We start from the raw sequence: 14,446 nt of genomic DNA on the forward strand, positions 1-14,446 counted from the left end.
ATCCGCAGCTTCGACCTCATCCCTTGATGAACCGCCCCCCGAGACTCCCCGCGGCCGCGGCCGCGGCCACGCGACGGATCAGATCCGCTCGATCACCGTGCCGGTCGCCATCGCGCCGCCGGCGCACATGGTGATCAGCGCGCTGCTGGCGTCGCGACGCTCGAGCTCGTGCAGGGCCGTGGTGATCAGGCGGGTGCCGGTGGAGCCGACGGGGTGGCCGAGGGCGATGGCCCCGCCGTTCACGTTCACCCGGTCCAGGTCGACGTGGTGTTCGCCGGCCCAGGAGAGCACGACCGAGGCGAACGCCTCGTTGACCTCGAAGAGGTCGAAGTCGGAGATGGTCATGCCGGTGCGGTCGAGGATCTTCGAGGTCGCGTCGATCGGCCCGTCGAGGTGGTAGTACGGGTCGGAGCCGACCAGGCAGTGCGCGGCGATCCGGGCCCGGGGCGTCAGACCGAGCGCGCGGGCCTTGTCGGAGTCCATCAGGAGTACGGCGGAGGCGCCGTCGCTGATCTGCGAGGAGGTGCCGGCGGTGTGCAGTCCGTCGGGGAGCACCGACTTGAGCCCGGCCAGGCCCTCGAGCGTGGTCTCGCGCAGGCCCTGGTCGCTGTCGACGACCTGCGTCGAGCCGGTCGGGGCGCCGGTCTCGTCGAGCACGGGCGCCTCGATCGGGGCGATCTCGCGCTTGAACCGGCCCTCGTCGACGGCGACGCGCGCCTTCTGCTGCGAGGCGAGGCCGAAGGCCTCGAGGTCCGCGCGGCCGAGTCCCCGGTTGCGGGCGATCCGGTCGGCGCCCTCGAACTGGTTGGGCATGTCGATCGACCAGTCGTCCGGACGCGGGTCGCCCATGCCCGGGGGCACGTTGGCGCCGAGCGGGATCCGGGACATCGCCTCGACACCGCACGCGATGCCGACCTCGATGGTGCCGGCCGCGATCATGTCGTGGACCAGGTGGGCGGCCTGCTGGCCCGACCCGCACTGGGCGTCGATCGCCGTCGCGCCGGTGTGCTGGGCCAGACCGGCGTGCAGCCAGGCGCGGCGCACCATGTCGTTGGACTGCTCGCCCGCCTGGGTCACGCAGCCGCCCACGACCTGGTCGACCAGGTCGGAGTCGATGCCGGCGCGGGCCAGCACCTGGGACTGGACGAAGCCGAGCAGCACGGCGGGGTGCACGCCGGCGAGCCAGCCCTTCCTCTTGCCGAGGGGAGTACGGACGGCGTCGATGATCACGGGGGTGCCCATGGGAGAAAAGTAGAACACGTTCTCGTCTTGGGCAATTCTCAGCCTCCTTCTCCTTCCCTTCCGTACCTTCGGTATGTAGTCTCCATCACTAGAACGTGTTCCAGCCAGCCTCGAGGGAGCTCCTGTGACCGCAACCGATGTCTTGCCGGTGGGCTTCGACTTCACCGACCCCGACCTGATCCAGAGGGCGATTCCGCACGACGAGTTCCGCACTGCCCGGCAGCACCACCCCGTCGTCTGGGTCGAGCAGGACCCGGTGTGGTGCAGCGGCTTCGCGCCCGAGGCGGGGACCGGCTACTACGCCGTCACCCGCCACGAGGACGTCTCGGCGATCTCCAAGGACAGCAAGAACTGGTCGACGTACGAGAACGGCGCGATCATCCGCTTCCCCGGTGAGATGGCCCGTGAGCAGATCGAGCTCCAGCGCGTCATCCTGATCAACCAGGACCCGCCTGAGCACACCGCCACCCGGCAGATCGTCTCCCGTGGCTTCACCCCGCGCTCCATCGCGGAGCTGGAGAAGACGATGGAGATGCGGGCGGCGCAGATCGTCGGGGACGCCAAGGCGCGCGGCACCGGCAACTTCGTCGACGACGTGGCCGCCGAGCTGCCGCTGCAGGCGATCGCCGACCTGATCGGCGTCCCGCAGGAGGACCGGCACAAGCTCTTCGACTGGTCCAACCAGATGCTCGCGGGCGAGGACCCCGACTTCGCCGGGGCCAACGACGTCGCCGCGGCGGAGATCCTGGGCTACTCGATGATGCTCGCCGCCGAGCGGCAGGCCAACCCGCGCGACGACCTCATCACCAAGCTGATCAACGCCCACAAGGGCGAGCGGGGCCTGACCGACGACGAGTTCGGCTACTTCGTGATCCTGCTGACGGTCGCCGGCAACGAGACCACCCGCAACGCCATCACCCACGGCATGAACGCGTTCTTCGACAACCCCGAGCAGTGGGAGATCTGGAAGCGGGACCGGCCCGCCACCATGGTCGACGAGGTGGTCCGCTGGGCCACGCCGGTGAGCGTCTTCCAGCGCACCGCCCTCGACGACGTCGAGGTCGGCGGCGTCACGATCCGCAAGGGCGAGCGGGCGGCGCTGTTCTACGCCAGCGCGAACTTCGACGAGGACGTCTTCGAGGACCCGTTCACGTTCAACATCCTGCGGGAGACCAACCCGCAGCTCGGGTTCGGCGGTCACGGGGCCCACTACTGCCTCGGTGCCAACCTGGCCCGTCAGGAGATCCGGGTGATCTTCGACGCCCTGGCCGACGTGGTGCCGGACATCTCCCGGCTGGCCGAGCCCGTGCGGCTGCGCCACTCGTGGGTCAACGGCATCAAGAACCTGCAGGTCAAGTACGCCTGAGGAACGACGTACGACGGTTCAGGCGGCCCGCTCGGTCAACACGAGCGGGCCGTCTGCCGTGATGGCGACGGTGTGCTCCATGTGGGCGCCGCGGGAGCCGTCCTGGCTGCGTAGGGTCCAGCCGTCCTCGTCGGTGTAGATCTCGTCGGTGGTGTGCAGGAACCACGGCTCCAGGGCGAGCACCAGGCCCGGCCGCAGCTTGAGCCCGCGGCCGGCGCGGCCGTCGTTGGGCACGTGCGGCTCGCCGTGCATGGTGCGGCCCACGCCGTGGCCGCCGAACTGCAGGTTGATGCCGAGGCCCGCCGCCCGGGCGACGTCGCCGATGGCGGCCGAGATGTCGCCGAGCCGGTTGCCCGGCTGGGCCTGGGCGATCGCCGCGTCGAGCGCGCGGCCGGTGACCTCGATCAGGTCGAGGTCCTCCTGCCGAGGGGTCCCGACGACGACGCTGAGGGCCGAGTCGGCGACCCAGCCGTCGACGCTCGCGGCGAAGTCGACCGAGAGCAGATCGCCGTCCTCGAGGGCGTAGTCGTGGGGGAGGCCGTGCAGCACGGCGTCGTTGACCGACGTGCAGAGCACCTTGCCGAAGGGCGAGGCGCCGAACGACGGGTGATAGTCGATGTAGCAGGACTCCGCACCGCGGTCGCGGATCATCTGGTGGGCGAGCTCGTCGAGCTCGAGCAGGTTGACGCCGACGGCGGCCTTCGCGGCGAGCGCGGTCAGCACCTCGCCGACGAACCGGCCGGCCGGTCGCATCTGCTCGATCTGGGCGGGCGTGCGGAGCTCGATCATGAGACGACCCTATCGGCGCGGCTCCGTAGGCTGGGCGGGTGGATCTGGACACGGGCCTGGTGCTGGGCACCATGTACTTCGGCACCCGCACCGACGAGGCGACGTCGTTCGCGCTCCTGGACCGGTACGTCGAAGCCGGTGGGCGGGTGCTCGACACCGCCAACTGCTATGCCTTCTGGTCGTCCCCGACCGGTCACGGCGGCCAGAGCGAGGCGCTGCTCGGCCGCTGGCTCGCGGCCAACCCCGGGCTGCGTGACGAGCTGGTCATCGCGACCAAGGTGGGCGTGGAGCCCCTCGACGGCGGCGGGGTGGAGGGGCTGTCCGCGCCCGTGATCGAGCGCGAGGCGGCCCGCAGCCTGGAGCGGCTCGGCGTCGAGGCGATCGACCTCTACTGGGCGCACGGCGAGGACCGCTCGACCGACCTCGAGGAGACCGTGGCGGCGTTCGGCTCGCTCGTCGAGAGGGGCGTCGTCCGCCGGCTGGGCGTGTCGAACCATCCGACCTGGCGGGTCGAGCGCGGCCGGGCCATCGCGCACCGGCTCGGGGTCGAGCCGTGGACCGCGCTGCAGCTCACCACGTCGTACGTCGAGCCGCGCCCGGGCGCGCCGGTGCCGGGCAAGGACCACCGCTTCGGCTTCGTCACCGACGAGACCGTCGACTACCTCGACGGACACCCCGAGATCGAGCTGTGGGTCTACAGCCCGCTGGTGCAGGGCAGCTACGACCGTGCGGACCGCCCGTTCCCGGAGGCCTACGACCACCCGGGCACCACCGAGCGGCTGGCCGCGCTCACGGCCAGGGCCGAGGAGCTCGGTGTCCCGCGGTCGCGGCTGGTGCTCGCCTGGATGCTCGAGCGCGGGTGGCGGCCGATCGTCGGGGTGAGCACGGTCGAGCAGCTCGACTCCGCGCTCGCCGCCGCCTCCATCCGCTGACGGCGGATCCGCCAGGAGCGGATTCGCTGGAACGCGGACGTCGTACGCCGAACGCTGGGGGCATGACCCAGACACCCTCGCTCGCCGGCCTCTCCGCGGCCGACCGCCTGCTGCACCAGCGGATCATCGTCCTCGGCCAGGAGGTCGACGACGTGATCGCGAACAAGATCTGCGCGGAGCTGCTGCTCCTCTCCGCGGAGGACCCGCACCGCGACATCGCCCTCTACATCAACTCGCCCGGCGGCAGCGTCACGGCGGGCCTGGCCATCTACGACACGATGCGGCTGATCCCCAACGACGTGAGCACGCTCGCGATGGGGCTCGCGGCGAGCATGGGCCAGTTCCTGCTCTCGGCGGGCACGCCGGGCAAGCGGTACGCCCTGCCGCACTCACGGATCCTGATGCACCAGGGCTCGGCCGGCATCGGCGGCACCGCCATGGACATCGAGATCCAGGCCGAGAACCTCGAGCACGTCAAGAACGTGCTGCTGGGGCTGATCGCCGAGCACACCGGCCAGCCGCGCGAGGTGGTCGAGCGGGACTCGCTGCGCGACCGGTGGTTCACCGCCGAGCAGGCGCGGGACTACGGCTTCGTCGACCAGGTGCTCACCGACGTCGGCGCGGTGACGCCGGCGCGGACCGCCGCGGCGTTCGGGGCGGCACGATGAGCCAGTACACGATCCCGAGCGTCGTCGAGAAGACGCATCGCGGTGAGCGCGCGGTCGACATCTACAGCCGGCTGCTGACCGACCGCATCGTCTACCTCGGCACCGAGATCGACGACGGCGTCGCGAACGTCGTGATCGCCCAGCTGATCCACCTGGAGTCCGAGAGCCCGGACTCGCCGATCGACCTCTACCTCAACTCCCCGGGTGGGTCGGTCACGGCGATGCTGGCGATCTACGACGCCATGCAGTTCATCCGCTCCGAGGTCGGTACGACGTGCGTCGGCCAGGCGGCCTCGTCGGCAGCCGTGCTGCTCGCGGCCGGCGCGCCCGGTCGGCGCACCGTGCTGCCGCACGCCCGGGTGGTGCTGCACCAGCCGTCGGGCGGGGGACAGGGCACGCTGCCCGACCTCGCCGTCCAGGCCAAGGAGATCGCGCGGGTGCGCGCCGAGATGGAGGTGATCCTGGCGCGGCACACCGGCCGCAGCGTCGAGCAGGTGCGCGAGGACACCGACCGCGACCTGGTGCTGTCGGCGCCGGCGGCGGTGGCCTACGGCATCGTCGACGGGGTCCTCGACAGCCGGAAGCGGCTGTCGGCCTGAGGGCGAGGGTCTGCGTCAGGCAGCCAGGCAGACCGGCCCGGAGATCGGCCCGGTCACCAGGCGGCGGCTGACCCGCGTCGTGAGGTCGACGAGGCGGAGTCCGAGGGCTCCGGCGACCGCGCCGAGCACCTCGGAGCTGGGTTCCTTGAGCCCGCGCTCGACCTCGGAGAGGTACTGCGTGGACACGCCCGCCTCGGTGGCGACGTCGGCCAGCGTGCGCTGTGCCGTACGCCGCTCCGCGCGCAGCTCGTGGCCCACGGCCTCGCGCCACAGCGGCTCGGCCTCGGGGGCGTGGTCGGGCTCCGGACGGGACGGGAATGCGAGGACGTCACCCATGTCCCGACACTACGGCCGGGAGGCGGGCGACGTCCCCGTCGTTCGCGCAGGGCGAAACCGTCAGTTCGACGGCTTCTCCGAGCCGACGACCCACATCGCGAAGAACTGCGAGCCGCCGCCGTAGGCGTGGCCGAGCGCGCGGCGGGCGCCGTCGACCTGGTGCTCGCCGGCGGCGCCGCGCACCTGCAGGGCGGCCTCGCCGAAGCGGAGCATGCCGGAGGCGCCGATCGGGTTCGACGACAGCACGCCACCGGAGCAGTTGACCGGGAGCCGGCCGTCCATCGCGGTGGCGCCGGACTCGGTGAGCCGCCAGCCGCCGCCGTTCGCCTCGGCGAAGCCGAGCGACTCCAGCCACATCGGCTCGAACCACGAGAACGGCACGTAGATCTCGGCGGCGTCGATCTCCTCGACGGGGTTGGTGATCCCCGCCTGCTTCCAGAGCGCGGCCGCCGCGTCGCGGGAGGCCTGCGGGTTGACCTGGTCGCGCTCGGCCGCGGTGGTCGCCTCCGACCGCATCACGGTGCCGTGGATCCACGCCGGGTTGGGCGAGGCCGCCGCGGTGTCCTCGTCGACGATCACCAGCGCACAGGCGCCGTCGGAGGAGGGGCAGGTCTCGTCGTACCGGATCGGGTCCCACAGCATCTGCGAGGCCAGCACCGACTCGACGGTGGTGTCGGGGTTCTTCAGGTGTGCGTAGGGGTTCTTGAGCGCGTTCTGCCGGTCCTTGGCCGCGACGATCGCGCCGACGTGGTTCGGCGCGCCGGAGCGGCGGATGTAGGAGCGCACGTGCGGGGCGAAGTAGCCGCCCGCGCCGGCGTGCACCGGCATGTTGAACGGCAACGGCACCGAGAGCGCCCACATCGCGTTGGACTCCGACTGCTTCTCGAAGGCGACCGTGAGCACCCGCCGGTGCACGCCCGCCTGCACCAGCGAGGCCGCGACGATCGCGGTCGACCCGCCGACCGAGCCGGCGGTGTGCACGCGCAGCAGCGGCTTCCCCGCGGCGCCGAGCGCGTCGGCGAGGAACAGCTCGGGCATCATCACGCCCTCGAACAGGTCGGGCGCCTTGCCGACGACGATCGCGTCGATGTCGTCGAGCGTCAGGTTCGCGTCGAGCAGTGCACGGTCGATGGCCTCGCGGCACAGGCCGGCCATCGAGACGTCCTCGCGCTTCGCGCGGTGGTGGGTCTGACCGACGCCGACCACGGCGGCAGGCTGCTTCGCCATCAGTTCCTCGCCCCTTCGGTAGTAGCGCCCAGGACGCAGAGCAGGTTCTGCTGCAGCGCCGGGCCGGACGTCGCGTGCCCGACGGCCTTGGACACCTCGCCGGACCAGATCCGCGAGGCCGCCTCGCCGATGCGGATGCCGCCGCCCGAGAACATCGGGTTGCCGGTCAGCGCCCCGCCGGAGGGGTTGATGCGTACGTCGCCGGCCAGGCCGAGCTCGCGGCGCAGGATCAGCTCCTGGTGGCTGAACGGCGCGTGCAGCTCGGCGACCTCGACCCCGACGAGGTCGACGGCGGTGGCCGCCCGGGCGGCGGACGGGGCCCGGGTCAGGTCGCGGGTGCCCATGCTCATCGGATCGATGCTGTGGGTGAGGCCCTCGATCCAGGCGGGCCGGTCGCGCACCTCCCGCGCCCGGTCGCCCGCGGCGAGCACGATGGCAGCCGCACCGTCGGTGACGGGGGAGCAGTCGTGCTTGCGCAGCGGATCGGCGTACATCGGCCGGGCGAGCAGCTCCTCGACCGACGAGCCGCCCTTGCGGATCGCGTACTCGTTCTTCTCCGCGTCGGTGAGCGAGCGGTTGGCCACCTCGGCCATCGCCCGCTCGTCCCAGGCGCCGGCGTCGATGCCGGCCCGCGCCTGCAGCCCGGCCAGCGACACGGTGTCGGGCCAGAGCGGGGTCATCGTGTACGGGTCGAGCTGGAGCGCGAGCGTACGCCGCAGCACGCCGGCCGACGCCTTGCCGAAGGCGTAGACGAGCGCGGTGTCGACCTCGCCCGTCTGGATCTTCAGCCACGCCTCGTACATCGCCCAGGCGAGGTCCATCTCGACGTGCGACTCGTTCACCGGCGGGATCACGCCGATCGCGTCGACCGCCGACACGAACGAGAACGATCGTCCGGCCAGGTAGTCCGACGACCCCGAGCACCAGAAGCCGATGTCGCCGCGGCTCCAGCCGGTCTGCTCGTAGCACTCGGCGAACAGCGGGACCAGGAGCTCCACGCAGGTCGGCGACCCGTCGAACTCGGGCATCTGTCGCTGGGCGAACCCGACGACTGCAACGTCTCTCATCTCAGGCCTCTCGGTTCCGGGTCAGAGGTGGTGCCGGTAGGTGTCGAAGTCGGCGTCCGGGTCGCCCGTCGGCTCGAAGTGGTCGATGTTCTCGAGCGAGTAGGTCCACTCCTCGCGGGGCTTCCAGACCGCGCGGACCCGCATCCCCATCCGCACCTCGGCGGCGTCGACGCCCAGGATCAGGTGCAGCACGGCGATGTCGGCGCCGTCGAGGAGCACGTAGGCCGAGACGTACGGCGGCACGATCTTCTGGCCCAGGAACGGGACGTTGACGATGCAGAAGGTCGTGATGGTGCCGGTCTGGGACACCTCCACCTCCTCCGCCGTCGGCGTCCCGTCGGCCGGGCAGGCGCTGCGCGGCGGGACGTAGACCTTCTGGCAGGTGGGGCAGCGCTGGCCGACGATCCGGCCCTCGTTGAGGCCGCGGTAGAACGCCGACTCCTCGGGCGACGCGGCGTACAGGTAGTCGAGCGAGACGGGGGTGACGACGCCGGTGACCGGCACGGTGGTGTCGGGGCTCGTCGCTGGCGCTCCTCGCACCTCAACCTCCGTGTCGGTGGTTGAGGAGGTTGCGCTAGCAACCGTCTCGAAACCCCCGTCGCCACCGTCCTCGGGCTCGAAGCACGCGATGTCGGTGATCGCGCCGATCCGCTCCTCGGCCCACCGCACCTGCACCCGCATGCCGGTGCTGACCTGGTCGGGTGAGGAGACGTCGAGCGCGTGCAGGAACGGTGCGTCGGCGCCGTCGAGCCTGACCAGGGCCCAGGCGAAGGGGCGGTCGAAGGGCTGGCCGGCGACCGGCTCGGGGACCCACGTCCACGACGTGACCGTGCCGGTCGGCGCCACGTCGACGAACTCCGTCACGGGGTCATGGGTGACCGGGTCGAACTCGGGCGGCGGCACGACGACGGAGCCGTCCGAGGTGCGGCCGCCGACCACCTGGCCGTCGCGGAGGCCGGTGAGGAACCGACCGAGCACGGGCCCGGTCGAGCGGGTGTAGTCGAACGCTACGGTGACCGGTGCCGACAGGGTTCGTGTCATGGTCCGAAAGTAGAACACGTTCTACACTTCGACAAGGTCAATGACCGACATATGACTTCTGAGGAGAGTGCGCGACGTGAAGCTGGGACTGCAGCTGGGCTACTGGGGCGCGCAGCCCCCGCAGGGGGTCGGGGAGCTGGTGGCGGCGGCGGAGGAGTCCGGCTTCGACGCCGTCTTCTCGGCCGAGGCGTGGGGGAGCGACGCCTTCACCCCGCTGGCCTGGTGGGGGCGCGAGACCTCGCGGGTCAGGCTGGGTACGTCGATCGTGCAGATGTCGGGGCGGACGCCGACGTCGATCGCCATGCATGTCATGACGCTCGACCACCTCTCGGGCGGCCGCGTCATCCTCGGCATGGGCGTGAGCGGGCCCCAGGTCGTGGAGGGGTGGTACGGCCAGCCCTTCGGCAAGCCGCTGGCCCGCACCCGCGAGGTCGTCGACATCATCCGCAAGGTGCTGGCCCGTGAGGCGCCGGTGACCAACGACGGCCCTCACCATCCGCTGCCCTACCGCGGCGACAATGCCGTCGGCCTCGGCAAGCCGCTCAAGCCGATCGTGCACCCGCTGCGCGCCGACGTGCCGATCTGGCTCGGCGCCGAGGGCCCGAAGAACGTCGCGCAGACCGCCGAGATCGCCGACGGCTGGATCCCGATCTTCTACACGCCGAAGTCGGCCGGCATGTACCAGCCGTGGCTCGACGAGGGCTTCGCGCGGCCGGGCGCGCGGCGTACCAGGGCCGACTTCGAGATCGCCGCGACCTGCCACCTCCAGGTGGTCAGTGGCCCGGAGGAGAAGGCCGCGGTGCTCGACGCGATGCGGCCCTTCGTGTCCCTCTATATGGGCGGCATGGGCGCCAAGGAGGCGAACTTCCACAACCAGGTGTTCGTGCGGATGGGCTACGAGGCGCTCGCGGCCGAGGTGCAGACGCTCTACCTGGCGGGCGAGAAGGACAAGGCGACGGCGCTGATCCCCGACGAGCTCGTCGACGACATGCACATCATCGGCACCGCGGGCGAGGTCCGCGAGCGGGTCGCGCAGTGGGAGGAGACCGGCGTGACGACGCTGCTCCTGAGCTGCCGCTCGGCCGCGGAGGTCCGGTCGGTGGCAGAGTTGCTCACCTGAAGTTGCTCACCTGAACGTCTGTGCCGGGCCCCCGGCGGGTAGGAGCCGCACATGCACGCCACGCGCATCTCCGCCGCCGTCGGGCTGGTCGGCTCGGTCGTCCTCGCCCTCTCGGCCGGTCCCGTGGCGCCCGCCCTGGCCGAGCCGCCGGCGGCCACGCAGGTCGAGTACAGCAGCGGCGAGGCCCGCAACGCCCGGCTCTCCATCCCCACCCTCGGCATCCACCGCCTGAGGGTCGTCGCCTACCGCGGCAAGACCGACGACGCGCCGGGCACGAGGATCCAGGACCGCGGCATCGCCGCGAGCTCCCACGGTCCGCACGGTGGCACCGGCCCGGGCGGGATCGGCAACTACCAGGTCACCGCCCACCGCACCTCGCACGGCGGGGTCTTCCGGCAGACGCCGACGCTGCGCCGGCACGACAAGGTCTTCGTCGACAGCGGCCGCTGGCGCTACGTCTACCGGATCGTGAAGACCCGCTGGGTGTCCTTCCGCTCGGCTGAGTCGCTGCGCCGGCAGCGCGCCGCGGTCCCCGGCAAGCCGGAGAAGGAGCCGACCCGCGGGTTCATCACGATCTCGACGTGCGCGACGCCGGAGGACCGCGCCCGCGGCAACCACTGGACCGGTCGGTTCGGCAACCCCGAGCACCGCATCGACAAGATCGGGATCCTGGTCAAGCGGACCGACCGCCCGCCGCGGCGCGGTCGCTGAGCCGGCCCACCCGTGACCGTGGTCCGGGTGGGAGGCTGGTCCGGTGACCACCTACGGCGTCCTGGGAGTCGGCTCGATCGCGACGGCCATCGTCACCGGCCTGTGCGACGGCGTGCCCGAGCCGCCGGTCGTCGTCCTGTCGCCGCGCAACGCGGCGCGTGCGGCCGAGCTGGCGGCCCGGTTCCCGTCGGTGCGGGTCGCCGCGGACAACCAGGCCGTCGTCGACGCCGGCGACGTGGTGCTGGTCTGCCTGCGTCCCGCCGACGCCGCGGGCGTGCTCGACGGGCTCCGGTTCCGCACCCGTCACGCGGTGGTCAGTGCGGTGGCCGGGCTCTCGGTCGGCCGACTGGCCGAGCTGGTCGCGCCGGCGACGGACATCGCGCGCAGCATCCCGCTGCCGGCGGTCGCGACCCGCGACAGCGTGACCCCGGTGCAGCCCGCGACGCCCGCGGTCACCGAGATCTTCGGCCGGCTCGGTGGGAGCCTCGAGGTGCGCGACGAGACGGCCTACGAGGCGGTGGGGGCCGCGTCGGCGACGGTCGCGGCGTACTTCCGCTACCTCGGCACGATCTCCGGGTGGCTGACCGAGCGGGGCGTCCCGGGGGCCGAGGCGCGCCGGTACGTCGCGGACACGTTCGCGGCGTTGTCGGCCGAGCTGGGCACGCCCGGCGCGGACTTCGACGCGCTCGCGCGTGCGCACGCCACTCCGGGCGGGCTCAACGAGCAGCTCGCGCGCGACCTCGACGAGGCCGGCGTGTACGCCGCGGTGCGCGCGGGGCTGGACGCCGTCCTGGTTCGGACCGGGCCGCGATGATTGCCCCGAACTGGAACACGTTCTAGTCTCGGGTCCATGACGGCAGACATGCGAGTCGGGACCCACAACGGCCATCTCATGGTCTCCGCTCTCAAGCGGCACCGCGACAAGCCGGTCATGTACCTGGGCGAGACCACGATCACCGGTGGCCAGGCCGCGGAGCGGATGAGCCAGTACGTCCAGGCCTTCGAGGCGCTGGGCGCGGGCCGCGGCACCGCCGGCGCGCTGCTCGCGCTGAACCGGCCCGAGGTGCTGTTCATCCTCGGCGCCGGCCAGACCCAGGGGTACCGGCGCAGCTCGCTGCACCCGCTGGGCTCGCTCGACGACCACGCCTACGTCATCAACGACGCGGAGATCACGTCGCTGACCATCGACCCGGTGCCGATGTTCGTCGAGCGGGCGCTGGGGCTGCTCGAGCGCTGCCCGAAGCTGGAGAAGATCCTCACGATCGGGCCGGTCCCCGCGGAGCTCGCCCACGTCGGGCACGACCTGGTCGCGGCGGCGGCGTCGTTCGACCCACTTCCGCTGGAGGCGGAGACGCTCGACCCGGAGCACGTCGTGTCGATCACCTACACCGGCGGCACGACCGGCAAGCCGAAGGGCGTCATCGGCCTGTCGCGACAGATGAACACGATGACCCAGATCCAGATGTCGGAGTGGGAGTGGCCGGAGTCGCCACGCTTCCTGATGTGCACCCCTCTGTCGCACGCCGGCGCGGCGTTCTTCGTGCCGACCGTGCTCAAGGGCGGCTGCCTCTACGTGCTGGCGAAGTTCGATCCGGCCGAGGTGCTGCGCACCATCGAGGAGCAGCGGATCACCGCCACGATGCTGGTGCCGTCGATGCTCTACGCGCTGATGGACCACCCCGACTCGCAGACCCGCGACCTGTCGTCGCTGGAGACCGTCTACTACGGCGCCTCCGCGATCAACCCGGTGCGGCTCCAGGAGGCGATCGACCGCTTCGGCCCGATCTTCGCCCAGTACTACGGGCAGTCCGAGGCGCCGATGGCGATCACCTACTTCGCGAAGGACGACCACGTCTCAGGAGGCGCCGGTCGGCTCGCCTCCTGCGGGCGCCCGTCGGCGTTCGTGCGTACGGCGCTGCTCGGCGACGACGGCAAGCCGGTCCCGGTGGGGGAGCCGGGAGAGATCTGCGTGGCCGGGCCGCTGCTCGCCGGCGGCTACTGGAACCTGCCCGACGAGACCGCCGAGACCTTCCGCGACGGCTGGATGCACACCGGCGACGTGGCCCGCGAGGACGAGGACGGCTTCTGGTACATCGTCGACCGCACCAAGGACATGATCGTCACCGGCGGGTTCAACGTGTTCCCGCGCGAGGTCGAGGACGTCGTCGCCGAGCACCCCGCGATCGCCCAGGTCGGTGTCATCGGCACCCCGCACGAGAAGTTCGGCGAGGCGGTCACCGCGATCGTCGTCCTGCGCTCCGACGCCCCGCGCGACGAGGAGTCGATCGCGGCGATGACCGCCGAGATCCAGCAGCTGGTCAAGGACCGCAAGGGCTCGGTGCAGGCGCCCAAGCAGGTGATCGTGGCCGACTCGCTGCCGCTGACCGGGCTCGGCAAACCGGACAAGAAGGCGCTACGGGCGCAGTTCTGGACCGGAGACCGGGCGGTCGGCTGATCGCAGGCGGGTGCGGACGGCGGTGTCGAGCGCCAGCGCGACCCAGAGCAGGGCGAGGGCGACGACGCCGTCGAGCCACCAGTGGTTGCCGGTCGCGGCGACGACGAGCATGGTCAGCACGACGTGCAGCAGGAAGACCCAGCGCCAGCGACTCGTGCTCGCCGCGACGATGCCCAGGGACACCACCGCCGCCCACGCGACATGGATCGACGGCATCGCCGCGAACTGGTCGGACACGCCGGTCGTGGGGTCGGCGCTGTAGACCGACGGTCCCGAGAAGTGGGTCAGGTCGACGTACCCGAGCTCGCCGAGGAACCGGGGCGGGGCGACCCGGACGAAGCGGATCACCAGGCAGCCGGCGGTGACCAGCGCGAGCGCGTTGCGCCAGTGCGGGTAGTGGTCGCGGTGGCGATAGAAGAGCCAGACGAGGAAGGCGATCAGCGCCGGCACGTGCAGGCTCGCGTAGTACCACGCCGACAGGTCGACGAGCCGATCGTGACGCAGCACGAACAGCTGCAGCGACAGCTCCGCGGGCAGGTGCAGGGCCTGCTCGAGGCTGGCGATCTCGTGGGCGCGCCGGAGCGCGCCGTCGGTCGACGCGATCGGCAGCATCCGGGCCAGCCGCCACACCGCGTAGAGGCCCGCGACCAGGGCGAACTCGGCCGCGGCGGGCTCGACGTACGCCGTCAGCCGGGAGGGCCGGCGGCGCAGCACGAGTCCGAGCAGCAGGCTGAGGGCCGCGGCCACGACGGCTTGCTCCCAGGTCGGCCACGGCACCGGAGGATTCTGGCAGGTGCCCTCGGGTGCGACGTCGGCGCGTCCGAGACCGTCGAGACACCTGGAATGGCTGCCCTACCGCTGCCCCAGCAGCCATCTCAGGTGTCTCGACGCGA

General features: G+C 71.7%; 15 protein-coding genes. 8 read left to right on the forward strand and 7 right to left on the reverse strand.

Annotation, left to right across the window (positions count from 1 at the left end; genetic code table 11):
• Positions 1-78: 78 nt before the first annotated feature.
• Positions 79-1,242: a steroid 3-ketoacyl-CoA thiolase gene (locus FHU40_RS23910; RefSeq protein ID WP_183595001.1), complete on the reverse strand. Its 1,164-nt coding sequence runs from the start codon at positions 1,240-1,242 to the stop codon at positions 79-81.
• Between the two features lie 124 nt (positions 1,243-1,366).
• Between FHU40_RS23910 and FHU40_RS23915 the strand changes: the two genes are divergently transcribed.
• Positions 1,367-2,608 carry a cytochrome P450 gene (locus FHU40_RS23915; RefSeq protein ID WP_183595002.1) on the forward strand — a complete coding sequence of 414 codons (1,242 nt, stop codon included), beginning with the start codon at positions 1,367-1,369 and terminating at the stop codon, positions 2,606-2,608.
• Between the two features lie 18 nt (positions 2,609-2,626).
• Here the strand turns inward: FHU40_RS23915 and map are convergent, their stop codons facing one another.
• Positions 2,627-3,397 (reverse strand): type I methionyl aminopeptidase, encoded by a 771-nt coding sequence (map, locus tag FHU40_RS23920; RefSeq protein ID WP_183595003.1) that lies wholly within the window; start codon positions 3,395-3,397, stop codon positions 2,627-2,629.
• A 38-nt stretch (positions 3,398-3,435) separates the two neighbouring features.
• Here map and FHU40_RS23925 point away from each other — a divergent pair, with 38 nt between their 5' ends.
• The 3 genes from FHU40_RS23925 (at position 3,436) to FHU40_RS23935 (ending at position 5,596) form a co-directional block, all read left to right on the forward strand.
• Positions 3,436-4,329 (forward strand): aldo/keto reductase, encoded by an 894-nt coding sequence (locus tag FHU40_RS23925; RefSeq protein WP_252275344.1) that lies wholly within the window; start codon positions 3,436-3,438, stop codon positions 4,327-4,329.
• Between the two features lie 62 nt (positions 4,330-4,391).
• Entirely contained in the window at positions 4,392-4,997 is a 606-nt protein-coding gene (locus FHU40_RS23930; protein WP_183595004.1) for a ClpP family protease, read from the forward strand.
• Positions 4,994-5,596, forward strand: coding sequence for a ClpP family protease (locus FHU40_RS23935; protein WP_183595005.1), 603 nt, complete (start codon positions 4,994-4,996; stop codon positions 5,594-5,596). Before FHU40_RS23930 ends, FHU40_RS23935 begins: the two co-directional genes overlap by 4 nt.
• Before the next feature lie 15 nt (positions 5,597-5,611).
• Here the strand turns inward: FHU40_RS23935 and FHU40_RS23940 are convergent, their stop codons facing one another.
• Genes FHU40_RS23940 through FHU40_RS23955 form a run of 4 tightly spaced genes read right to left on the reverse strand, consistent with a single transcriptional unit; the run spans position 5,612 to position 9,267 of the window.
• The gene (locus FHU40_RS23940) at positions 5,612-5,932 is read right to left on the reverse strand and encodes a helix-turn-helix domain-containing protein (RefSeq protein ID WP_183595006.1); all 321 of its coding nucleotides are present in this window, start codon (positions 5,930-5,932) and stop codon (positions 5,612-5,614) included.
• Positions 5,933-5,992: 60 nt separating this feature from the next.
• Positions 5,993-7,159 (reverse strand): thiolase domain-containing protein, encoded by a 1,167-nt coding sequence (locus tag FHU40_RS23945; RefSeq protein ID WP_183595007.1) that lies wholly within the window; start codon positions 7,157-7,159, stop codon positions 5,993-5,995.
• Positions 7,159-8,226 (reverse strand): thiolase domain-containing protein, encoded by a 1,068-nt coding sequence (locus tag FHU40_RS23950; RefSeq protein WP_183595008.1) that lies wholly within the window; start codon positions 8,224-8,226, stop codon positions 7,159-7,161. The genes FHU40_RS23945 and FHU40_RS23950 overlap by 1 nt, the downstream gene beginning before the upstream one ends.
• 21 nt (positions 8,227-8,247) lie before the next feature.
• Positions 8,248-9,267, reverse strand: coding sequence for a Zn-ribbon domain-containing OB-fold protein (locus FHU40_RS23955; RefSeq protein WP_183595009.1), 1,020 nt, complete (start codon positions 9,265-9,267; stop codon positions 8,248-8,250).
• 76 nt (positions 9,268-9,343) lie between these two features.
• Between FHU40_RS23955 and FHU40_RS23960 the strand changes: the two genes are divergently transcribed.
• Genes FHU40_RS23960 through fadD8 form a run of 4 tightly spaced genes read left to right on the forward strand, consistent with a single transcriptional unit; the run spans position 9,344 to position 13,553 of the window.
• A complete protein-coding gene (locus tag FHU40_RS23960) occupies positions 9,344-10,387 on the forward strand; it encodes an LLM class F420-dependent oxidoreductase (RefSeq protein WP_183595010.1) in 1,044 nt (347 codons plus the stop codon).
• A 51-nt stretch (positions 10,388-10,438) separates the two neighbouring features.
• Positions 10,439-11,098, forward strand: a complete 660-nt coding sequence (locus FHU40_RS23965; RefSeq protein ID WP_183595011.1) for a sortase domain-containing protein — start codon at positions 10,439-10,441, stop codon at positions 11,096-11,098.
• 43 nt (positions 11,099-11,141) lie between these two features.
• Positions 11,142-11,912, forward strand: coding sequence for an NAD(P)-binding domain-containing protein (locus FHU40_RS23970; protein WP_183595012.1), 771 nt, complete (start codon positions 11,142-11,144; stop codon positions 11,910-11,912).
• Positions 11,913-11,948: 36 nt separating this feature from the next.
• Positions 11,949-13,553: a fatty-acid--CoA ligase FadD8 gene (fadD8, locus tag FHU40_RS23975; protein ID WP_183595013.1), complete on the forward strand. Its 1,605-nt coding sequence runs from the start codon at positions 11,949-11,951 to the stop codon at positions 13,551-13,553.
• Here the strand turns inward: fadD8 and FHU40_RS23980 are convergent.
• Positions 13,512-14,330 (reverse strand): phosphatase PAP2 family protein, encoded by an 819-nt coding sequence (locus FHU40_RS23980; protein ID WP_183595014.1) that lies wholly within the window; start codon positions 14,328-14,330, stop codon positions 13,512-13,514. The two genes, fadD8 and FHU40_RS23980, sit on opposite strands and share 42 nt — an antisense overlap.
• Positions 14,331-14,446: the final 116 nt, after the last annotated feature.

This window comes from Nocardioides soli, from assembly GCF_014191495.1.
GTDB lineage: Bacteria > Actinomycetota > Actinomycetes > Propionibacteriales > Nocardioidaceae > Nocardioides > Nocardioides soli.